Below are 20,463 nucleotides of genomic sequence, written 5' to 3'. Positions count from 1 at the left end.
ACATCACAAGGAACGGGCGATGATCTCTTTCATGATCTCGTTGGCGCCGCCATAAATGCGCTGCACGCGGGCGTCGAGATACATCTGCGCGATCGGGTACTCCAGCATGTAGCCGTAGCCGCCGAACAGCTGCACACACTGGTCCACGATCTTGCACTGCAGGTCGGTGATCCAGTACTTGGCCATCGAGGCCTGCACCGTGTCCATGCGGCCGGTCATCACATCCTGGATGCAGCGGTCGACGAATACGCGCGCAACGAAGGCCTCGGTCTTCGCTTCGGCCAGCACGAAGCGGGTGTTCTGCATCTCGATCAGGGCCTGGCCGAAGGCCTTGCGCTGCTTCGCATGCTCGACCGTCAGCTTGATCGCACGCTCGATCGAGGCCACCCCGCACACGCCGACGATGGTGCGCTCGTAGGGCAGCTCGGTCATCAGCTGGGCAAAGCCGTGGCCCTCCCCACCGCCCAGCACGTTCTGCAGCGGCACGTGGGCGTCGTCGAAGAACAGCTCGCAGGTGTCCTGGCCCTTCTGTCCCACCTTCTCCAGGATGCGGCCGACGCGGAATCCGGGATTGTCCCTGGTCTCCAGCAGCAGCAGCGAAACGCCTTTCGCGCCGGCCGCCGGGTCGGTCTTGGCGACCACCAGGACCAGGTCGGCCATATAGCCGTTCGAAATGAAAGTCTTGGAACCGTTCAGGCGGTAGCCGTCCCCGGTACGGGTGGCCGTGGTGCGGATGCCCTTCAGGTCGGAGCCGGCGCCCGGTTCGGACATGGCGATGGCCGCGATCGTCTCGCCGCGCGCCAGCCGCGGCAGGTATTTGACTTTCTGCTCTTCCGTGCCCTGGTTCAGCAGGTAGTGCGCGACGATGGCGTGCACGTGCAGGCCGAAGGCGGTGTCGCCGGCACGGCAGAGCTCTTCGAACACCACGCACTGGTGGGCGAAGCTGCCGCCCGAGCCGCCGTATTCCTCGGGGATGTCGGCCAGCAGCAGGCCCATCTCGCCGGCCTTCCGCCAGACCTCGCGGTCGACGTGCTGCTGTTCGCGCCAGCGCTGCTGGTGCGGGACCACCTCATGATCGATAAAGCGGCGCACGGCATCGCGAAAGCCTTCGAGTTCGGCGTCCATCCAGGGAGAGACGTAGTCCATGTGCCCTCCTTACACGCGGTACATGGTGACGACGCAGGCGCCGCCCAGGCCCAGGTTGTGCTGCAGCGCGACCCTTGCGCCCTCGACCTGGCGCGCGCCCGCGCTGCCGCGCAGCTGGTGGGTCAGCTCGAAGCATTGCGCCAGGCCGGTGGCGCCCAGCGGATGGCCCTTCGACAGCAGGCCGCCGGACGGGTTGGTGACGACCTGGCCGCCGTAGGTGTTGTCGCCGTCGCGGATGAATTTGTCGGCGCCGCCTTCCGGGCACAGGCCCAGGGCCTCGTACGTGATCAGTTCGTTGTGCGCGAAGCAGTCGTGCAGCTCGACCACGTCGAGGTCTTCGGGGCCGACGCCGGACTGGGCGTAGACCTTTTGCGCGGCTTCCCTGCTCATGTCGTAGCCGACCAGGCGCATCATGTCGTTCGCATCGAAGGTGCTCGGTCTGTCGGTGGTCATGGCCTGGGCGGCGATGTGGACGTGGGTGCGCAGGCCGTGCCTCTTTGCGAAGGCTTCCGAAACGAGCACCGCGGCGGCGGCGCCGCAGGTCGGCGGACAGGCCATCAGGCGGGTCATCACGCCGGGCCAGATCTCCGGCGCGTCCAGCACGTCCTGTTCCGTCACCTCCTTGCGGAACAGGGCCAGCGGGTTGTTGACGGCGTGGCGGCTGGCCTTGGCGCGGATGCGCGCGAAGGCGTTCAGGGGCGTGCCGTATTTTTCCATGTGGGCCAGGCCGGCGCCGCCGAAGTAGCGCAGCGCCAGCGGGATCTCAGGCTTGCCGACCAGGCGGTCGGTGACGGCGTCGAAGTCGTCGAAGGGCGCCGGACGGTCGGTGAACACCGAGGCCAATGCACCCGGGCTCATCTGCTCGAAGCCCAGCACCAGCACGCAATCCGCCGCGCCGCTCTGCACCGCCTGGCGCGCCAGGTACAGCGCCGTCGACCCGGTCGAGCAGTTGTTGTTGACGTTGACGATCGGGATGCCGGTCATGCCGACGCCGTACAGGGCCTTCTGGCCGCAGGTCGAATCGCCATACACATAGCCCACATAGGCCTGCTCGACGTCTTCGTAGGCGATGCCGGCATCTTCCAGCGCGGCGCGGGCCGCCAGGGCGCCCATCTCGTGATAGGGGCTGCTTCCGCCCGGCTTGGCGAAGGGGATCATGCCCACGCCGCTGACGAATACTTTCTGACTCATCGCTGTCTCCTGGTTTTCTCGGTCACGCGACCGGTTTTGGACAATTATAGGTCAACTGTACTAGTCGATAAAGTATAATCGCGACATGGAAACGACACTCGACAGCACGCTGAAGAACAAGGTCTCGGGCACCACCGAGAAGGGCCTGGGCCGGGCGCAGGACATCCTGCAGGCGGCGCGCTCCCTGCTCGCCGCCGAAGGCTATGCCGGGCTGTCGATGCGGCGGGTGGCTGCGGAGGCCGGCATGAGCTTGTCGAACGTGCAGCACTACTACGGCAGCAAGGACCTGCTGCTGGAAGCGCTGCTGCTCACCACCATGGACCTGGTGCAGGGCAAGATGGACGCCATCGCCGCCGCCATGAGCGAGCGCTCGCAGCTGGAGCGCTTCCTGACCACGGTCGACATGTTCCTCGAAGAGATCACCGATCCCGTCACCCACGCTCTGTTCTTCGAGATCTGGGCGCTGGCCTCGCGCAACCCCTTCGCCTCGAAGCTGATGGACAAGATGCTGGGACGCGAGCGCAAGACCGTCTACAACCTGGTCCGCGGCCTGAACCCGGCCATTTCCGACGACGAGACCATGCGGCGCGCGGTGCTGATGGTGGCCCAGATCGAGGGCCTGATGCTGTTCCGCCTGGATAAGCGCCGCCGCCGCGCCCAGTTCGACGAGGTGCGGGCAGCGCTGCGCAAGGCACTTCTCACACTGGCAACCATGCCCTAACACGCCGCGATCTGCCGCGTTCGCATCGGATCGCCCCTTCATCCTCCGCTAATTTTTTTCGCCCCGCGGCCGGATGAAGGCCCATCGTCGCTTATACTGGACAGGTTTATCTTTACAAGGAGGGCCTCGTCCGCATGCACCACAACATCAGTCTGATCACCACCATTGCCGCCGCTCTCGGCTTCGGCTTGCTGTTCGGGATGCTCGCCGTCCGCATGCGGCTGCCGGCCCTGGTCGGCTATCTCGCCGCCGGCGTCCTGATCGGCCCTGCCACGCCCGGCTTCGTGGCCGACGTTGCGCTCGCCTCCCAGCTGGCCGAGATCGGCGTGATGCTGCTGATGTTCGGTGTCGGCCTCCACTTCTCGCTCGACGACCTGCTGGAAGTGAAGGGCATCGCCCTGCCCGGCGCGATCCTGCAGATCACGGTGGCCACACTGATGGGCATCGGGGTCAGCCATCTGTGGGGCTGGAGCCTGGGTGCGGGACTGGTGTTCGGCCTGGCGCTGTCGGTGGCCAGTACCGTGGTGCTGCTGCGGGCGCTCGAAGACCGCGGCCAGCTCGATTCCTTCAACGGTCGCATCGCGGTCGGCTGGCTGGTGGTCGAAGACCTGGTCACGGTGCTGGTGCTGGTGCTGCTGCCGGCGCTGGCCGGCCCGCTGGGCGGCAACGCCGGCGGCGACGGCCACGCTGCCGGCGATTCGCTGTGGCTGGCGCTCGGCAAGACCCTGCTGTCGGTGGGCGCCTTCGTCGCCTTCATGCTGCTGGTGGGCCGCAAGCTCTTCCCCTGGTTCCTGTGGCGCGTGGCCAAGACCGGCTCGCGCGAGCTGTTCACCCTGTCCGTGATCGCGGCCGCGGTCGGCATCGCCTACGGTTCGTCGGAGCTGTTCGGCGTCTCGTTCGCGCTGGGCGCCTTCTTCGCCGGCATGGTGCTGCGCGAATCGGCGCTCTCCCACCGCGCGGCCGAGGAGACCCTGCCGCTGCGCGACGCGTTCTCCGTGCTGTTCTTCGTCTCGGTCGGCATGCTGTTCGATCCGCGCGTGCTGGTCGAGCATCCGCTCGAGCTGCTGGCGGTGGTCGCCATCATCCTGTTCGGCAAATCGCTGGCCGCCTTCGTGCTGGTGCTGGCGCTGCGCTATCCGCTCAACACGGCCATCACCGTCTCGGCCAGCCTGGCCCAGATCGGCGAGTTCTCCTTCATCCTGGCGGCGCTGGGCATGTCGCTGGGCCTGCTGCCGGACCTCGGCCAGAACCTGATCCTGGCCGGCGCCATCATCTCGATCGCGGTGAACCCGCTGATGTTCAAGGCGATCAACCCGCTGCAGGACTGGCTGCGTTCGAAGTCGGACCTCGCGCGCCGGCTGGAGCGCTCGGCCGACCCGCTGGCCGAACTGCCGGTGACGGTCACCCACGAACACCTGACCGGCCAGGTGGTGCTGGTCGGCTATGGCCGCGTGGGCCGGCGCATCGCCCAGGAACTGAGCAGGCAGGGCATCCATTACGTGGTGGCGGAACAGAACCGCGAAGTGGTCGAGGAGCTGCGCCGCAAGGACCAGCCGGCGGTGGCCGGCAACGCGGCCGACCCGGCGGTGCTGATCCAGGCCCACATCGCCCGCGCGTCGATGCTGGTGATCGCGACGCCGGACACCTTCCACGTGCGCGCGATGGTCGAGATAGCGAAGGCCCTGAACCCGGGCATCCGCTGCGTGGTGCGCAGCCACAACGAAGAGGAAGCGCGCCTGCTGCGCGAAGACACCGGCGGCACCGTCTTCATCGGCGAGCACGAACTGGCGGCCAGCATGTCGCGCCACGTGCTGCAGGGCCTGGCCGAAGCGCCGGTCGCGGCGCACTGAGGCATCGCCGCGGCGCACGCTTGTCCAGGCGGCAAGCGTGCGTGCCGGGCTCTTGTCATCTTGTACAGTAACTGCTCGGCCACTGCCGGACTTCGACTATCGAGATGCATCGCGCCCACCATCTGTTCGCTTATTTACTCGATCTCTTCCTCGCTTCCGATCCAGCCCTGGAGCGGCTGCGCAGCGGACTGCGCGCCCTGCTCACCGCCGCCATCCTCGCAGCCCTGTTCCTCCTCGTTCCGCGCCTGCTCGGCCTGAAATACGAGCTGACCCTGGCCGGCATCCTGGTGGCGGTGATCGCCGCGGTCGCCCTGCAGGACCCCGGAAGGAAGCAGCAACAGCGGACGATGGCCTGGGTGCCCTTCCTCGCCAGCGCCATCCTCGTCCTCGGCAGCCTGGTGGGCGACCATCCCTGGCTGAGCGGCGGCTGCTTCCTCATCATCATCTTCGCCGCCTTCCAGGCGCGCCGCTTCGGGCCGCGCGGCAGCGGCCTCGGCGCCCTCGCCTACCAGTCCTATTTCTACGCCCTGCTATTGAAGACGCCGCCGGACAAGGCGCAGTGGCTGCCGCTGTTCGTCCTGGTCGGCTGCGCCGTCGCCTATGCGATCCGCTTCTGGCTGGTGCCCGAGCATCCGGGCCGCATGCTTCGCAGCGAGCTGCGCGCCTGGCGCGCCCGCATCAGGGCCCTGCTCCACGACCTGGCCGGCCAGCTGGAGCAGGGAAAGGAAGCTGGCTGCAAGCGGATCGAAGCCCAGCTCGAGCGCCTGAACGCGCAGTCGCTGGGACTGGAAACGCGGCTCGCCGATTTCGCCTGCGACGCCGGCCGCGACGGCGGCCCGGCCGACCGGCTGCGCGGGCAGGTGCTGCGCGGCGAACTGGCCGCGGAAGCCCTGGCGGCGGTCGTGCGGGCGGCCGCCAGGGCCGGCGCCGGCGAGCGGCAAGTGCTGGCGAACCGTCTGCGGACGCTGGAACGCAGCCCCGGCGGCGAAGCCGCTGCCGATGCCGACGATAGCGAAGAAGCCGGCGCGGCCTTGCCAGCTGCGCTGCGCTGGCGGCTGGAGCAGGCGCTGCGCGTGCTGGCCTGCCTGCCCTCGCCGCGCGAGGCCTTGCCGCCGATGCGCGACGAGCGCAAGCCGCCGCCCGCCGAAGGCGCCGACAAGAAAGCGGACGACAAGGACGAGAAGCGTTCCTGGTTCGACCACACCACCCGGCGCGCGCTGCAGGCTTGCGCGGCCGCCCTCGGCGCCATCGTGGCCGGACGCGCCCTGTCGCCCTCGCACTGGTATTGGGCGGTGTTCGCCGCCTTCGTCGTCTTCACGCGCACCGTCACCATCGGGCAGACGCTGTCCGGCGCGTGGCGCCAGGTGCTGGCCACGGTGGTGGGCGTCTGCGTGGGGATCGCCGCCGCGGAGCTCGTGCATGGCAACCGCACGGTCGAACTGGTTCTGCTGTTCGCTTTCGTGGGGAGCGGCTTCTATGCTTTCCGCGGCCTGCAGAACGTGTATGTGGTGCTGCTGAGCGCGATGCTGGCGATGCTGTACGAATTGATGGGAATGAACAGCCCGGGCCTGCTGATACTAAGGCTCGAGGAAACCCTGATCGGCGCGGCAGCCGCCGTCCTCAGCGCCAGCCTGGTGCTGCCGGTCCACACCCGCGACGAATCGCGCGGCAAGAGCGCCGAGCTGCTGCGCGCCGCCGGCCGCCTGCTGCGGGCGGCATGGGCGGATCCGGATTCGCCGCCGCGGCACGAGGAGATCCGTGAACTGGACCGCAAGCTCCAGGCGCTGCGCCAGACGCTCGGCCCGGTCACCGGCGCCGAGTATCCGGGATCGAAAAAGCATCGCCGGCAGCATCTGCGGCGGCTGTCGCGCATCGCCTATTGCGTGCGTCACTGCTGCGACCTGGTCGTGAATTTCGCGCCGCAGCTGACGCGGTCGCCGGCATTGCACACGGCTGCCCGCGCCCTGGCGCCCAGGCTGGAACAGGCGGCCGCGCTGTTCGAAGAGCCGGAGCGGCGCGATCCGCCCGATGCCGAAGAAGCGATCCGCCCCCGGGCCGGCAATGCCATCCCCTCCCAACTTGCCGCGCGCTGGCTGACGGACATCGACGACACCCTGCGCGCACTGCGGGCCGAGACCGCGAGGCCGGACAAACCATAAAAAAGGCGGACATCGCTGTCCGCCTTTCGAACCGGGCCAGGCCCGCGGTCCATCAGCTATCGTTTGCTCAGGCCACGGCTTCGCCGGTTTCCGCGCACAGCTTCAGGCTGGCGTGGCGCTGGGCCTTCAGGCCGGCCATCAGGGCATCCTTGTGCTCTTCCAGCAGGGCAAACACGGCGTCCTTGGACAGCACGTACTGTTCGAGCAGGGTGTCCTTGATGGCGGCGATCACCTTCTCGTAGTCGCGGATCGCGTCCAGCGTGTAGCTGTACAGCTCATCGGATTTCTCCTCGACCTGGCGCAGGGTATGCTCGCCGGAAGCGTCGTTGGCAAGCTGGCTGTAGTCGATCTTGGCGCGCGAGTACATCGACAGGCGGCCGACCATCAGGTTCAGCATCTTGGTGATCTTCTCGATGTCGTTCTGGCTGCCGACCGAGATGCCGCGGGCGCCGTAGAACAGCTCTTCCGCCGCCACGCCGCCGTACAGGCCGATCACGTCGCGCTCCAGCTCTTCCAGGGTGCGCAGCGACATGTCGTCGCCCGACTGCAGCACGTAACCCAGGGCGCCGATCTTCGACACGGCTTCGGTGCTGATCTTCAGCAGGTGCGATTTCTCCTTCACTTCGTCCAGGCTCATGCCGGCGCGCAGGAAGGGGTCGATCTGCATGAAGAAGTGGCCCAGCTCGTGCACGGCGATGCGCTCGCGCTGCTTGTGCTTCTCGGCGGTGGTGGCGCGGTCGGTCAGGCCGATGGTGGCGCGCTCATAGGCACGGAACAGCAGGTCGGTGTTGATGATGACCTTTTCCTGGATCGACAGCATCGATGCGCGCTCGACCACGGATTCCAGCAGCGCCGGGCTCAGGTTCTGGGTGATCTCGGCCACCTGGTCGAGATCGAGGTCGTTGTAATCGACCAGACCTTCTTTTTTACGCGACAGGAAGCTGCGCAGCAGTTCCCTGCGCTCGGCCTTGTTCGGCAGGCGGAAGTTGATCTTCACCGAGAAGCGGCGCAGCATCGCTTCGTCCATCTCGGTCGAGGCATCGTCGAAGTTCGAGGCGACCACCCAGATCACGCCCTGGCCCTTGTCGCTCTTGACGCCGTCCAGCAGGCCCAGCAGGGTATTGGCGGTATCGTCTTCCCATTTCTTTTCGCTGCGGCCGCGCGGCATGAACAGGCTCTGCGCTTCATCCAGGAAGATGATGCAGCGGCCCTTGCTCGAGGCCTTGCGGTAGAGGGCGTTCAGCGCCTTCGAACCGCCGCCGACGTAACCCGATTCCAGCGCCGAACCCGAGGCCTGGATCAGCGGGATGTCCAGGCGCTTGGCCAGGTAGCCGACCAGCTTGGTCTTGCCGGTACCGGCAGGACCGGTCAGCATCACATTGAAGGGCTTGTCGATGTTGTGCTCTTTGTACAACTCGCGGTTGCGGATCATGTCTTCCAGGTGCAGCACTTCCTGCTTGATGTCTTCCATGCCGATCAGGTCGTCCATCGAGCCTTTCAGCTTGTCCGGCGAGATCATCTGGGCGCCGCCGTTCATGCCCGGGATGCCGAACTTCAGGGCGTACAGGATCAGCACCAGCACGGTCAGGTCGAGCGCATGGCGTTTCATGAAGGAGACGACGTCGGAAACGAAGCCTTCGTTCTCGTCCTGCAGCACGGCTTTGTGGGAAGCCAGGTAATCGTCCTTGGCGATCGAATACGGGATCGCGTTCTTCAGCAGGACTTCGCGCTCGAGCGACAGGTGGGAGGTGCTCGGCACCTTCACCACGTGCAGCTGCGGCGCGCCCTTGAACTTGTAGATATAACGCGGTGCGTCGGACAGGGGGCGGGCCACCAACAGGTAGTCGAGCTTGTCCTTCTGTGCGGCCAGTTCGGTGATCTCGGAGATGTTCTGCGAGTGGACGACCGGCGACGGATCCTGCGGAACGTCGGCCTTGTAAACGAACCAGCCCACCAGCATACCCAACAGCACGGCAGTCAGAATACGGACATAAACATTCTTAAAGGCAATTTGGAGTCGAGCAAAATTGGGCATATATCAGTACTCTTTAATCTGAAGGTGCTTCACGACATTGATATTGCGTGCCTTCCGAAGTGCCGAGTGGACGCGAAAGGCGGCGGTGCATGGGACCGCTATGGGATGCAAACGTATGCGTCTGCTATTGTTTTGATGCCCGAAGGCAATGGGGATATGGAGACTATACCCCCAAAGAAAAGACAGGTGTATACCGTGCGATGAAAAAACTTTGGGACACAACACAACTGATCAAATTGATATCGATTTTCTTTGTGATTTCAATAAGTTAGCTAAGTAAATCGCAAAGATTCGATGATTATTTGCATGTTAAATAAGTAATTTATGGATAACTGATTCTATTTCCATAATTAAAAAATATTTAATTTTTAATTGCAGAGTAATTGCAGCTTACGTATTCAGTAATTGCTGAGTAACAGATAACAAGACGTAACGAGCGCTTTTCCACCTGTGTTTTTGTTATGCTGAATAGGTACCCGGATGCGCTCTCCGAGGTGGACATTTGGAAGGAATGACCGTGAAACGAATCTTTCTTGCCGCAGCAATCAGTTCAGCCCTCAGCCTGCTCTTCGCCGGCGCCGCCCAGGCGGCCGCCATCGACCTCGACTCCCACGCCATCCGCTCCAATCGCATTGCCGATGTCTCGGCGGTCGCGCGTACCGAAGTGGTGTCACCGCCCTCGCCTTCCATGTCCGAACTGCCCGAACCCGAAGTGTTTGCGATGATGCTGGTGGGACTGATCCTGATCGGCTACCGCGCGAGCCGCGACAGCAGCGAGAAGTTCAAGAAATAAGTCAAGAAACACGCCTGGCCGGAAGGCCGGGAGAAGAAACGGCGCCTGCGGGGCGCCGTTGTCGTTTTGGGCGGGTGCGCGCCCAGGTTTTATATATGGGGACGGGATCGGAAATTACAAGGGTCCGGCGCACAGGGCGTGCAGCTTGAGCAGCGTCGCCCAGTTGCGCGACGTGGTCGCATCGCCCAGCTGTTTGCCGAGCGCGGCCGCGGCGGCGCTGGCGAGGATGCCTTCCGGGCACCATACATAGGCGGCACGCTCGCTCAACGCGACGGCGCCGGGTTGCCAGTCGCGGCCGCACAGGGCTTCGAGCGCCTCGCGTGCCTGCGGTGTGGCATGCGGGCTGGACAGGACGAAGGCGAGCAGGCGCGAGTGGTCGCCGGCCTGGTCGAGCAAGGGGTTGCCGGCGACGATGGCCGCCAGCTCGTCGGCGTCGAGCACCAGCACGCGGGCGGCCACGCCCAGTTTCAACACCAGGGCCTCCTCGATCTCGCTGGCGACCTGGTCCTGCGGCTTGGCCGGGCCGCTGAAGACCAGGTTGCCGCTGTTGAGGACGCTGCGCACCTCGTCGTAACCCAGGTCGCCGGCCAGCTTGCGCAGGTCGGCCATGGCGACGCGTTTCGCGCGTCCGACATTCACACCCCTCAGCAGGGCAACGTAGCGTTTGCTTTTCATGGCGCGCATGGTACCGTGGCCGCGCCGTCGACGGCGCAGCGCACGGTCCTTATCGGATTACTTGAGCAGGCCTTCGTCGCGCAGCGCCTGCTGCACCGCCGGACGCGCGGCCACGCGCTGCGTATAGGCGGCAAACACCGGCCACGGCGACAGGTCGAAGTGCACGAAGCCGGCCCAGCCCAGCACCGTGAACAGGTAGGCGTCGGCCACCGTGAACTGCGAACCCATCAGGTAGTCGCGGCCTTCCAGCTGGCTGGCCAGCCAGCCGAAGCGGTTGCCGAGGTGGGCGCGCGCCGCTTCCTTCATGTCCTCGGTCGAGGTCGGGCGGAACAGCGGGCTGAAGCTCTTGTGTAGCTCGGTCGAGATGAAGTTCAGCCATTCGACCAGGCGGTAGCGCTCCAGGGTGCCGTTGGCGGGCGCCAGCTGGCGGTCCGGGACCAGGTCGGCGATGAACTGGACGATGGCCGGGCCTTCGGTCAGCACGGCGCCATCCTTCAGCTCCAGGGCGGGCACATAGCCCTTCGGATTGATTGCCAGGAAGTCGGCGCCGCTGGCGGTCTGCCTGGCGCGGATGTCGACTTTCTCGGTCGTGAAGTCCAGGCCTGCCTCGAGCAGTGCGATGTGGGGAGCGAGCGAACAGGCGCCGGGGCTGAAATACAGTTTCATGATTGTCCTATCAAATACAAACCGGTCGAGAATACAACAGTTTGCGGTATCTTGCCGGCTGGCACGGGACCTTGATCCGTGCCGGATGGTAATATAAATACGTTAACAAAAAGCAAGAGGGAAGAATGAACGGGGCTTACCAGCTGACACCTCTCGCAGAGGCCACGCCGGGCATGGTCCTGGGCGAGGTGCTGCGCGACGGAAATGGGAATGTGCTGCTGGCGCAGGGCGTGGTGCTGACCGAGGGCATGCTGGCTTCGCTGGCGCGCCACGGGATCGAACTGCTGCCCATCCTCGGCGCCGCGCGCGCCGAAGCGCCTGTCGACCCGGCCCTGGTCCGGGAAAGGCTGGACCGGGTGTTCCGCAAGCACGAGCGCGGCAACCATGGCGACTGGGCAACCGGCATCCTGCGCCAGTACATCGAGGATTTCCGCCTGGGCCGCGAGGTGGGGCAATGAGCATGCTGTCTCCGGAACAATTGGCCCTGAGCGTACAGGATCTGCCCTCCCTGCCCGCGGTCGTCATGGAACTGCTGGGCAGCATCGAACAGGAAAACATCGATATCTCGGTGCTGGCAAAAAAAGTGTCCTATGACCAAGCACTGACGGCAAAGACCCTGCGCCTGGCAAACTCCTCCTCCTATGGCTTGCAAGTCAAGGTGGCGACGATCCAGCAGGCGATCACCTTCCTGGGCTTCCAGACCACGCGCAACCTGATCACGGCGGCGGCCGTCACCGGCTGCTTCCCGAATGGCAAGTGCCCCGGTTTCAACGACAAAGCCTTCTGGCGCCATTCGATCGCCACCGCCGTCTGCGCCCGTTCGCTGGCGCGGCGCCTGCGCTTCAACCAGGATGTCGCCTTCACGGCGGGATTGCTGCACGACATAGGGCGCCTGGTACTGGTGACCGGCCATCCCCAGGCTTATGGCGAGGTGCTGGCCTGGCGCCGCAGGCATGACGGCGAATGGCTGGAGGCGGAGCGCGCCGTACTGGGCATCGACCATGTCGACGCCGGCGTGGCCCTGGCGGAGCACTGGAATTTTTCGGACACGATGCGCCAGGCGATCGCGTTTCACCACGCGCCCGAGACCCCGGGCGCGGGATTTCTTGCCGCCATCGTTCACGTCGCCAACGCGGTCGTCCATGCGCTCGACCTGGCGGGCGAGGAGGAGGAACTGGTACCGGCGCTGTCCAGCATCGCCTGGGATGCAATGGGCTTGAACGAAGACGCTTATCTGGACCTGTTCCGCGAGACGGAACAGCAGCTGGAAGAAATGTCGGCCATCCTGATGGCGTGAGGGTTTTCACCCTCCAGGCTCAGGACGGCCTGTAAGTGACGGCAGCGGACGCGTTCCTGACGGACGCGAGCCCGCTGCCGGGTCGAGCCGAAGGCATGACGGGACCGGCCGTCATGCCCGCGGCATCAGTGCGCATAATTACCGGACTTGGAAGCGTCGCTCTGCTCTTGCGGCTGGGCTTGTTGCTGTTGTGCAGCAGCTTGCTGTGCAGCAGCTTCTTTGGCGGCTTTTTCTTCAGGCTTCGGGCGGCCTTGGGCGTCTGACAGGCGATATTTGGTCCGGCGATCGCCCATCAGGTCGCGCAGGTCGCGAATGCTCATGCCGGTCACTTCGTGCATACGGATCAGCAGCGACGCGCCGACCGGCAGGCGATGGTGACGGATCTTGCTGATCACCGGCGGAGCGACTTCCAGCATGCGCGACAGCGCGGCGTCGTTCTTCAGCTGCATCTTGCCGAGCAGGATGTCCAGCAAGTGGTTCGGGTTGTAGCTTTCCTGTGAAGACAGAGCGTGATGTGCCATGATTACCTCGTGAGTGGTTAAAATAGTTCTCTTACGAACTTTGTTAAAGACTTCGTTTCGTCAACATAAGTTCCCGGACACGTTACCGAACGGTCAATCGACTGCGCGTCGACAACGTCACCGGACCCCGTGCGCTCCCTAACTCGCTTCCGTTACGCACTTGTATTTCGAACAAATTATCAAACTCATACGTCGCGTTCACACTCGACCTGAGCACTGAAATCATTGGCCGAAATCAAGCTATCGTCGGGAAAGCTTGTCATACAGTCATTTCAGCACATGGTGACAGATTGTGGCGCACGCAAGAGTTTTCTTGAACTAATTTTGCAATTTCCAGAACACAGGAACTATTTGATTTACAAGAAGAAATAAAAAAATCGTTCCGACAATCACAAACATAACAGTTAGCAACCAGAAATCAATATTTAACAATGTAACTGACTGTATCAAAAATTTTATTTTGGAAATTAACCGTTCCCGGCAGTACCGAAACCAGGCGCACACGCCCTTTTCCGGGCATGTTTCCGATTTGCGGTAAACTGGAATTCACTTGTCAAAGCATCAGCCATGCAGAAAAAAGTATTCATCAAGACCTTTGGTTGCCAAATGAACGAGTACGACTCGGACAAGATGGCTGACGTGCTCGGCGCGTCCGAAGGACTCGTACGCACCGACAGCCCCGAGGATGCCGACGTCATCCTTTTCAACACCTGCTCGGTCCGCGAAAAGGCACAGGAAAAGGTCTTTTCCGATCTCGGCCGCCTGAAGGAGCTCAAGCGTGGCAAGCCGGACCTCGTGATCGGCGTCGGCGGCTGCGTCGCCTCCCAGGAAGGCGAGGCGATCGTCAAGCGCGCGCCCCACGTCGACGTGGTGTTCGGCCCGCAGACCCTGCACCGCCTGCCGCAAATGATCCAGGCGCGGCGCGCCAGCGGCTCGGCCCAGGTCGACATCAGCTTCCCGGAAATCGAAAAGTTCGACCACCTGCCCCCGGCCAAGGTCGAGGGCCCGGTCGCCTATGTCTCGATCATGGAAGGCTGCAGCAAGTATTGCAGCTACTGCGTGGTGCCCTACACCCGCGGCGAGGAAGTCTCGCGCCGCTTCGAGGACGTGCTGACCGAAGTCGCCGGCCTCGCCGCCCAGGGCGTGAAGGAGATCATGCTGCTGGGCCAGAACGTGAACGCCTACCGCGGCCTGATGGAGGGTGGCGAGGGCGCGGCGCAGTTTGCCGATTTTGCCCTGTTGCTCGAATACGTGGCGGCGATCCCCGGCGTCGAGCGCCTGCGCTTCGTCACCAGCCACCCGAAGGAATTCACCCAGCGCCTGATCGACGCCTATGCCAAGATCCCGCAGCTGGTGAACCACCTGTATCTGCCGGTGCAGCACGGTTCCGACCGCATCCTGCAGGCCATGAAGCGCGGCTACACCGGCCTCGAATACAAATCCATCATCCGCCGCATCAAGGCGGTGCGCCCGAACATCTCGATCTCCTCGGACTTCATCGTCGGCTTCCCCGGCGAGAGCGATGCCGACTTCGAAGCGATGATGAAGCTGGTGGAAGACGTCGGCTTCGACAACAGCTTCAGCTTCATCTTCAGCAAGCGCCCCGGCACCCCGGCCGCCAATCTCGAAGACGATACCCCGCACGAGGTCAAGCTGGCGCGCCTGCAGCGCCTGCAGGCCCAGATCGACCTGAACACCCGCAAGACCAGCGCGAGCATGGTCGGCACCGTGCAGCGCATCCTGGTCGAAGGTCCGGCCAAGAAGGGCCAGGGAGAACTGGCCGGCCGCACCGAGAACAACCGCGTCGTCAACTTCGCCCCCGGCGAGCCTGGTGAAACGCTGGTCGGCCAGCTGGTCGACGTGCGCATCACCGAAAGCCTGGATTACACCCTGCGCGGCGACCTGGTCGCCAGCCTTGACTCGATTGCCAAAGCCAGTTGAAAACGCCTACCCAGCCTTCGTATTTCTTCCCCGAGCCGCTCGATAACACGCGGCTCGCCCACCTCTGCGGCCCGCTCGACGAAAACCTGCGCCAGATCTCGGCCGCCCTCGACGTCACGATCTTCCGCCGCGGCGAGAAGTTCATCGTCAGCGGCACCAATGCCGAACGCGCGGTCGAGCTGCTCGAACGCTTCTACGCGGTGGCCAACAAGGTCGTGCCGATCGAAGAGGTGCAGCTGGCCCTGGTGGAGCAGCGCGCCGGCCTGAAGCCGGCCGCCGCCGATGCCCCCGCCGCGTCCGAAGCGAAAAAAGAGCCGGGCGAAACGGTCAGCGCGGAAGCGGAAAACCTCGAACGCGACGAAGCCGGCGAGCTCGTCAGCCCGATGCTGAAGACCCGCCGCAGCGACCTGCGCGGCCGCACGCCGCACCAGATCCAGTACCTGAAGGCGGTGCTCGAGCACGACATCAGCTTCGGCATCGGTCCGGCCGGCACCGGCAAGACCTATCTCGCGGTCGCCTGCGCCGTCGATGCGCTGGAGCGCGACGCCGTCAAGCGCATCATCCTGACCCGCCCGGCCGTCGAAGCCGGCGAGCGCCTCGGCTTCCTGCCGGGCGACTTCGCGCAGAAGGTCGATCCCTACCTGCGCCCTCTGTACGACGCGCTGTACGACCTGCTCGGCTTCGACCGCACCCAGAAGCTGTTCGAGAAGCAGGTGATCGAGATCGCCCCGCTGGCCTTCATGCGCGGCCGCACCCTGAACCACGCGTTCGTGATCCTGGACGAAGCCCAGAACACGACGGTCGAGCAGATGAAGATGTTCCTGACCCGGATCGGCTTCGGCAGCAAGGCCGTGGTCACCGGCGACGTGACCCAGGTCGACCTGCACAAGACCCAGCGCAGCGGCCTGGTCGACGCGGTGCACGTACTGAAGGACGTGCGCGGCATCGCCTTCACCCAGTTCTCCAGTGCCGACGTGGTGCGCCATCCGCTGGTCGGACGCATCGTCGATGCCTATGAAAAATCCGCGTCGATGCAGGAGCTTGGCGCCCTGCCCGGCGTGGCCAAACCCGTGACCCGAAATGCAAGAAAAAAAGCATAAACTCGAACTCGACGTCCAGTACGCCGACACCCGCCTGGAAGCCTCGATCACGCCCGCGATGATCGAACGCTGGGTCCAGGCCTCCCTGCTCGGCCCGGCCGAACTGGCGATCCGCTTCGTCGACGCCGCCGAAGGCCAGCAGCTCAACCGCGACTACCGCGGCAAGGAYTACGCCACCAACGTGCTGACCTTCGCCTACAACGAAGGCGCCGAGATCGACGACGACGAGCCTACCCAGGCCGACATCGTCCTCTGCACCGACGTGCTGGAGCGCGAGGCCGAGGAGCAGAAGAAAACGGTCGAGGAACACGTGGCCCACCTGGTGGTACACGGCGTGCTGCACGCGCAGGGCTTCGACCACGAGAACGACGAAGAGGCCGAGGAGATGGAGCAGCTGGAGCGCGACATCATGGAGGCGCTCGCGTATCCGGATCCGTACGCGGAGGATTAATCATTAACCCGTCGTTCCCGCGCAGGCGGGAACCCAGGTTTCTATGATCCGCCGCTAAACTTGGATCCCCGCCTTCGCGGGGACGACGGTTTTCAGGCCACAGGCCTTATCAAGCCTTCTTGAGCTGCTCCCCAATCGGCAGCTTCCGCACCCGCTTGCCGGTCGCCGCGAACACCGCATTCGCGATCGCCGGCGCAATCCCCGAGGTTCCCGGCTCGCCGATCCCGCCCGGCTCGTCGTGGCTGTTGACGATGTACACCTCCACCGTCGGCGCCTCGTTCATCCGCATCACGCGGTAATCGCCGAAGTTGGTCTGCTGCACCCGGCCCTTGTCGAGGGTGATCTCGTCCCACAGCGCGGCGCTGGCGCCGAACACGATGCCGCCTTCCATCTGGGCGATGATGGTGTCCGGGTTGATGTTCTGGCCGCAGTCGACCGCGCACACCACGCGGTGCACGCGCACGTCGCCGTCCGGGCCGACCGAGACTTCCGCCACCTGCGACATATAGCTGCCGAAGGCAAACTGCGCCGACACGCCGCGGCCGACCTTGCGGCCGGCGATCGGCCTCAAAGGCCGGCCCCAGCCCGCCTTCCCGGCCGCCAGGTTCAGTACCGCCAGCGTACGCGGCGACTTTTGCAGCAGCGCGCGCCGGAACGCAACCGGGTCGGTCTTGCTCGCATACGCCAGCTCGTCGATGAAGCTCTCGACCACGAAGACATTGTGGGTCGGACCGACGCCGCGCCAGAACGCAGTTGGCACGCCGGGCGGCTCGTGGCGCACGTACTCGACCCGCATGTCGGGAATCGTGTACTGCAGGTCGGCGGCGGCTTCCACGGCGTCCGGGTCGACGCCGTTCTTGACCATCGGCGGCGCGAAGCGCGCCATGATCGAGGAGCCGGTCACGCGGTGGAACCAGGCCAGCGGCATGCCCTTGTCGTCGAGCTTGGCCGACAGGCGGTCATAATAATAGGGGCGGTACATATCGTGCTGGATGTCTTCCTCGCGGGTCCAGATGACCTTCAGCGGCCCCTTGGCCAGCTTGGCGAAGGCCACCGCCTGGATCACGTTGTCGACTTCCAGCCGGCGCCCGAAGCCGCCGCCCAGGTAATGGTTGTGCACCTTCACCTTCTCGAGCGGCAGGCCGGTGATCTTGGCCGCCGCTCCCTGCGCCAGCGCCGGCACCTGGGTGCCGACCCACAGCTCGCAGGCATCCGCGCGCAGGTCGACCGTGCAGTTCATCGGCTCCATGGTCGCGTGGGCCAGGAAGGGCATCTCGTAGATGGCGTCGATGCGGCGCCCGCCGTCCTGGCCGAGCACCTTCAGGGCATCGCCCTTGTTGGTGGCGATCGCCCCGGTGCCCTGCGAGACCTTGGCCATGTCGGCCACGATCGAAGCCGTGCTGACCTTGGCGTTGGGGCCGTCGTCGAAGCGCGGCGCGGCGGCCAGCAGGCCCTGTTTAGCGGTCCAGAAATTGTCGGCGACCACCGCCACCGCGCCTTCGATGCGCAGCACCTGACGCACGCCCTTGACCGCCATCGCCTTCTGCTCGTCCACCGCCGCCACCTTGCCGCCCGTGACCGGCGAGGCCATCACCGCCGCGATGCCCATGTTCGGCAGGCGCGCGTCGATGCCGAACAGGGCCTGGCCGTTCACCTTGACCGGCGAATCCAGGCGCTTCATCGACTTGCCGATCAGGGTGAAGTCGGCGGCGTCCTTCAAGGTCACGGTCTTGGGGAACTGCAGCTTCGAGGCGGCGTCGACGAATTCGCCGAAATGGCCCGAGCGGTTCGAGGCATCGTGGCGCACGGTGCCGCCGACCACCTTCAGCTCCTTCTCGTCCACCTTCCAGGTCTGGGCGGCGGCCTGCACCAGCACCGTGCGCACCTTGGCGCCGGCCTCTCGCAGCGGCTTCCAGGCGCCGCGCACCGAGGTCGAACCGCCGGTTACCTGGCCGCCCAGCATCGGATCGGCATACAGGCTGTTGTCGGCCGGCGCCTGCTCCAGCTTCACCTTCGACAGGTCGGCGCCCAGCTCCTCGGCCAGCAGCATCGGCATCGAGGTGAAGGTGCCCTGCCCCATCTCGACCTTGTGGATGATGAGGGTGACCAGGCCGTCGCGGTCGATGCGGATGAAGGCGTCGTGGGCCAGGCCGGCCGGCTCGGATGCCGCGGTGGCGGCCTGGCCGACCGCGGTCTCGGACGGTTTCTCCTTGCGGTCGTTGTGCCCATCCTTGCCRTCACCCGTGCGATGACAGCCGAACAGCGAGAAGCCGAACACCAGGCTGCCGCCCGCCACCGCGCCGGCTTTCATGAAGCCGCGGCGCGAACCCGATACTTTTTCCTTGGTTTCCATGTGCGCTCCTCGGTTCAGGCCTTGCGGGGTGCTTGCGGCTGGGCGGCTGGGGCCACCGCGGGCGACGGGATGCCGGCCGCGATCTTGATCGCTTTCCGAATGCGTCCATAGGTGCCGCAGCGGCAGATATTGCCGGCCATGGCGCTGTCGATGTCGGCGTCGCTCGGCTTCGGCGTAGCCTGCAGCAGCGCGGTGGCCGACATGATCTGGCCGGACTGGCAGTAGCCGCACTGCACCACGTCGACCTGGCGCCACGCGTCCTGCACCCTTGCTCCGACCGGATCGTTGCCGATCGCCTCGATGGTCGTGATCTTCTTGCCGGCCGCCGCCGAGACGGGCGTCACGCAGGAGCGGATCGGCTGGCCGTCCAGGTGCACGGTGCAGGCGCCGCACAGGGCGACGCCGCAGCCGAACTTGGTGCCGGTCAGTCCCATCACGTCGCGGATGGCCCACAGCAGGGGCATGTCGTCGGGGATGTCGAGATTGGTGGTGGTGCCGTTGATGTCCAGGGCGGGCATGAAGAACTCCTTCGGTAGCGAATGAACAACTATAAGACAAGCGGCGGACAGAAGGGCGCACACATTCGCCGGGCTAGGTGAGCTGCATAAAAAACAGGCATCCGCGCTTTTGGTGTATCCTAATGCCCATCGCAACAACGGCTTCACGCCAACTATGCCCGAGCACCCTGCTGACGTCCGTAACGACGTCAAAACCCACCGGTCGCTGTTCGAACGGCTGACCGCCCTGATCTCCCCCGAGCCCGAAAATCGCGCCGAGCTGCTCGAAGTGCTGCACGACGCCCACGAACGCAACCTCATCGACGCCGATGCCCTCTCCATGATCGAGGGCGTGTTCCAGGTATCCGACCTGTCGGTGCGCGACATCATGGTCCCGCGTTCGCAGATGGACGTCATCGACATCACCAAGCCGATCGAGGAATGGCTGCCGATCGTGCTCGAGACGGCGCACTCGCGCTTCCCCGCCATCGAGGGCGAGCGCGACAAGGTGGTCGGGATCCTGCTGGCCAAGGACCTGCTGCGCTACTACGCCGAGGAATCCTTCGACGTGCGCGACATGCTGCGCCCGGCCATCTTCATCCCCGAATCGAAGCGCCTGAACGTGCTGCTGCGCGACTTCCGCGCGAACCACAACCACATGGCCATCGTGGTCGACGAGTACAGCGGCGTGGCCGGCCTGATCACCATCGAGGACGTGCTGGAGCAGATCGTCGGCGACATCGAGGACGAGTACGACTTCGACGAGGAAGAGGACAACGTCCTGTCGATCAAGGAAGGCCAGTTCGGCCCGCGCTGGCGCGTCAAGGCCCTCACCGAGATCGACCAGTTCAACGAAGAGATCGGGGTCGACCTGCCCGAGGACGACGTCGACACCATCGGCGGCCTGGTTGCCAGCCACCTGGGCCGCATGCCGCACAAGGGCGAGGTCTTCGACCTGGACAACCTGCGCTTCGAGGTGCTGCGCGCCGACGCGCGCCAGATCCATGTACTGCTGGTCGAAAAGCTGCCTTCGCGCGACGGTGACGCCGATCACGACTGAATGTCGT

At 64.8% G+C, this 20,463-nt stretch carries 18 protein-coding genes; 10 read left to right on the top strand and 8 right to left on the bottom strand.

Annotation, left to right across the window (positions count from 1 at the left end):
* Nucleotides 1-3: 3 nt before the first annotated feature.
* Nucleotides 4-1,146, bottom strand: a complete 1,143-nt coding sequence (locus tag AC1DIX_RS01395; protein WP_477321422.1) for an acyl-CoA dehydrogenase family protein — start codon at nucleotides 1,144-1,146, stop codon at nucleotides 4-6.
* Between the two features lie 9 nt (nucleotides 1,147-1,155).
* Nucleotides 1,156-2,337: a lipid-transfer protein gene (locus AC1DIX_RS01390; protein WP_477321420.1), complete on the bottom strand. Its 1,182-nt coding sequence runs from the start codon at nucleotides 2,335-2,337 to the stop codon at nucleotides 1,156-1,158.
* Between the two features lie 85 nt (nucleotides 2,338-2,422).
* Here AC1DIX_RS01390 and AC1DIX_RS01385 point away from each other — a divergent pair, with 85 nt between their 5' ends.
* The 3 genes from AC1DIX_RS01385 to AC1DIX_RS01375 all read left to right on the top strand — a co-directional run bounded on the left by AC1DIX_RS01385 (nucleotide 2,423) and on the right by AC1DIX_RS01375 (nucleotide 7,067).
* A complete protein-coding gene (locus AC1DIX_RS01385) occupies nucleotides 2,423-3,058 on the top strand; it encodes a TetR/AcrR family transcriptional regulator (protein ID WP_441934717.1) in 636 nt (211 codons plus the stop codon).
* Nucleotides 3,059-3,192: 134 nt separating this feature from the next.
* Entirely contained in the window at nucleotides 3,193-4,908 is a 1,716-nt protein-coding gene (locus tag AC1DIX_RS01380) for a cation:proton antiporter domain-containing protein (RefSeq protein WP_441934716.1), read from the top strand.
* 104 nt (nucleotides 4,909-5,012) lie between these two features.
* Complete coding sequence (locus AC1DIX_RS01375) at nucleotides 5,013-7,067, top strand: FUSC family protein (protein WP_477321417.1); 2,055 nt, start codon at nucleotides 5,013-5,015, stop codon at nucleotides 7,065-7,067.
* A 67-nt stretch (nucleotides 7,068-7,134) separates the two neighbouring features.
* Here the strand turns inward: AC1DIX_RS01375 and AC1DIX_RS01370 are convergent, their stop codons facing one another.
* Entirely contained in the window at nucleotides 7,135-9,102 is a 1,968-nt protein-coding gene (locus AC1DIX_RS01370; protein WP_477250802.1) for an AAA family ATPase, read from the bottom strand.
* Between the two features lie 511 nt (nucleotides 9,103-9,613).
* Between AC1DIX_RS01370 and AC1DIX_RS01365 the strand changes: the two genes are divergently transcribed.
* Nucleotides 9,614-9,895, top strand: a complete 282-nt coding sequence (locus tag AC1DIX_RS01365) for a hypothetical protein (protein WP_477321415.1) — start codon at nucleotides 9,614-9,616, stop codon at nucleotides 9,893-9,895.
* 114 nt (nucleotides 9,896-10,009) lie between these two features.
* On the opposite strand, the gene AC1DIX_RS01360 is transcribed toward AC1DIX_RS01365, so the two are convergent.
* Together AC1DIX_RS01360 and gstA are read right to left on the bottom strand one after the other, a co-directional pair.
* Nucleotides 10,010-10,570 carry a DUF1697 domain-containing protein gene (locus AC1DIX_RS01360; protein WP_477321413.1) on the bottom strand — a complete coding sequence of 187 codons (561 nt, stop codon included), beginning with the start codon at nucleotides 10,568-10,570 and terminating at the stop codon, nucleotides 10,010-10,012.
* A gap of 57 nt (nucleotides 10,571-10,627) precedes the next feature.
* On the bottom strand, nucleotides 10,628-11,236 hold the full coding sequence (gene gstA, locus AC1DIX_RS01355) for a glutathione transferase GstA (protein WP_477321411.1): 609 nt from the start codon (nucleotides 11,234-11,236) through the stop codon (nucleotides 10,628-10,630).
* Nucleotides 11,237-11,361: 125 nt separating this feature from the next.
* On the opposite strand from gstA, the gene AC1DIX_RS01350 reads away from it, so the two are divergent.
* Complete coding sequence (locus AC1DIX_RS01350) at nucleotides 11,362-11,694, top strand: hypothetical protein (RefSeq protein ID WP_441934710.1); 333 nt, start codon at nucleotides 11,362-11,364, stop codon at nucleotides 11,692-11,694.
* Nucleotides 11,691-12,533, top strand: a complete 843-nt coding sequence (locus AC1DIX_RS01345) for an HDOD domain-containing protein (RefSeq protein ID WP_477321409.1) — start codon at nucleotides 11,691-11,693, stop codon at nucleotides 12,531-12,533. The genes AC1DIX_RS01350 and AC1DIX_RS01345 overlap by 4 nt, the downstream gene beginning before the upstream one ends.
* Before the next feature lie 125 nt (nucleotides 12,534-12,658).
* On the opposite strand, the gene AC1DIX_RS01340 is transcribed toward AC1DIX_RS01345, so the two are convergent.
* Nucleotides 12,659-13,054 carry a hypothetical protein gene (locus AC1DIX_RS01340; RefSeq protein ID WP_441934708.1) on the bottom strand — a complete coding sequence of 132 codons (396 nt, stop codon included), beginning with the start codon at nucleotides 13,052-13,054 and terminating at the stop codon, nucleotides 12,659-12,661.
* Nucleotides 13,055-13,621: 567 nt separating this feature from the next.
* On the opposite strand from AC1DIX_RS01340, the gene miaB reads away from it, so the two are divergent.
* The 3 genes from miaB to ybeY are packed head-to-tail and all read left to right on the top strand — an operon-like array spanning nucleotide 13,622 to nucleotide 16,546.
* On the top strand, nucleotides 13,622-14,995 hold the full coding sequence (miaB, locus tag AC1DIX_RS01335) for a tRNA (N6-isopentenyl adenosine(37)-C2)-methylthiotransferase MiaB (protein ID WP_477321407.1): 1,374 nt from the start codon (nucleotides 13,622-13,624) through the stop codon (nucleotides 14,993-14,995).
* Nucleotides 14,992-16,095, top strand: a complete 1,104-nt coding sequence (locus AC1DIX_RS01330) for a PhoH family protein (protein ID WP_441934706.1) — start codon at nucleotides 14,992-14,994, stop codon at nucleotides 16,093-16,095. Before miaB ends, AC1DIX_RS01330 begins: the two co-directional genes overlap by 4 nt.
* Nucleotides 16,076-16,546, top strand: coding sequence for an rRNA maturation RNase YbeY (gene ybeY, locus AC1DIX_RS01325; protein WP_477250804.1), 471 nt, complete (start codon nucleotides 16,076-16,078; stop codon nucleotides 16,544-16,546). Before AC1DIX_RS01330 ends, ybeY begins: the two co-directional genes overlap by 20 nt.
* A 109-nt stretch (nucleotides 16,547-16,655) precedes the next feature.
* On the opposite strand, the gene AC1DIX_RS01320 is transcribed toward ybeY, so the two are convergent.
* Entirely contained in the window at nucleotides 16,656-18,899 is a 2,244-nt protein-coding gene (locus tag AC1DIX_RS01320; protein ID WP_477321404.1) for a xanthine dehydrogenase family protein molybdopterin-binding subunit, read from the bottom strand.
* Between the two features lie 14 nt (nucleotides 18,900-18,913).
* A complete protein-coding gene (locus AC1DIX_RS01315; protein ID WP_441934703.1) occupies nucleotides 18,914-19,417 on the bottom strand; it encodes a (2Fe-2S)-binding protein in 504 nt (167 codons plus the stop codon).
* Nucleotides 19,418-19,571: 154 nt separating this feature from the next.
* Here AC1DIX_RS01315 and AC1DIX_RS01310 point away from each other — a divergent pair, with 154 nt between their 5' ends.
* Nucleotides 19,572-20,456: an HlyC/CorC family transporter gene (locus tag AC1DIX_RS01310; protein WP_441934702.1), complete on the top strand. Its 885-nt coding sequence runs from the start codon at nucleotides 19,572-19,574 to the stop codon at nucleotides 20,454-20,456.
* The last annotated feature ends 7 nt before the right edge of the window (nucleotides 20,457-20,463 follow it).

Source organism: Massilia sp. 05N420, assembly GCF_056397205.1.
Note: the sequence above shows the minus strand (reverse complement) of the source record. Positions and strands in the feature narration are given on the sequence as shown.

What these genes read in the sequence shown, in the direction of transcription:
- AC1DIX_RS01385 (WP_441934717.1), top strand. Translation starts at nt 2,423, where the DNA reads ATGGAAACGACACTCGACAGCACGCTGAAGAACAAGGTCTCGGGCACC.
- AC1DIX_RS01315 (WP_441934703.1), bottom strand. Translation starts at nt 19,417, where the DNA reads ATGCCCGCCCTGGACATCAACGGCACCACCACCAATCTCGACATCCCC.
- miaB (WP_477321407.1), top strand. Translation starts at nt 13,622, where the DNA reads ATGCAGAAAAAAGTATTCATCAAGACCTTTGGTTGCCAAATGAACGAG.
- AC1DIX_RS01345 (WP_477321409.1), top strand. Translation starts at nt 11,691, where the DNA reads ATGAGCATGCTGTCTCCGGAACAATTGGCCCTGAGCGTACAGGATCTG.
- AC1DIX_RS01375 (WP_477321417.1), top strand. Translation starts at nt 5,013, where the DNA reads ATGCATCGCGCCCACCATCTGTTCGCTTATTTACTCGATCTCTTCCTC.
- gstA (WP_477321411.1), bottom strand. Translation starts at nt 11,236, where the DNA reads ATGAAACTGTATTTCAGCCCCGGCGCCTGTTCGCTCGCTCCCCACATC.
- AC1DIX_RS01350 (WP_441934710.1), top strand. Translation starts at nt 11,362, where the DNA reads ATGAACGGGGCTTACCAGCTGACACCTCTCGCAGAGGCCACGCCGGGC.
- AC1DIX_RS01360 (WP_477321413.1), bottom strand. Translation starts at nt 10,570, where the DNA reads ATGAAAAGCAAACGCTACGTTGCCCTGCTGAGGGGTGTGAATGTCGGA.
- AC1DIX_RS01370 (WP_477250802.1), bottom strand. Translation starts at nt 9,102, where the DNA reads ATGCCCAATTTTGCTCGACTCCAAATTGCCTTTAAGAATGTTTATGTC.
- AC1DIX_RS01340 (WP_441934708.1), bottom strand. Translation starts at nt 13,054, where the DNA reads ATGGCACATCACGCTCTGTCTTCACAGGAAAGCTACAACCCGAACCAC.
- AC1DIX_RS01365 (WP_477321415.1), top strand. Translation starts at nt 9,614, where the DNA reads ATGACCGTGAAACGAATCTTTCTTGCCGCAGCAATCAGTTCAGCCCTC.
- AC1DIX_RS01310 (WP_441934702.1), top strand. Translation starts at nt 19,572, where the DNA reads ATGCCCGAGCACCCTGCTGACGTCCGTAACGACGTCAAAACCCACCGG.
- AC1DIX_RS01390 (WP_477321420.1), bottom strand. Translation starts at nt 2,337, where the DNA reads ATGAGTCAGAAAGTATTCGTCAGCGGCGTGGGCATGATCCCCTTCGCC.
- AC1DIX_RS01380 (WP_441934716.1), top strand. Translation starts at nt 3,193, where the DNA reads ATGCACCACAACATCAGTCTGATCACCACCATTGCCGCCGCTCTCGGC.
- AC1DIX_RS01395 (WP_477321422.1), bottom strand. Translation starts at nt 1,146, where the DNA reads ATGGACTACGTCTCTCCCTGGATGGACGCCGAACTCGAAGGCTTTCGC.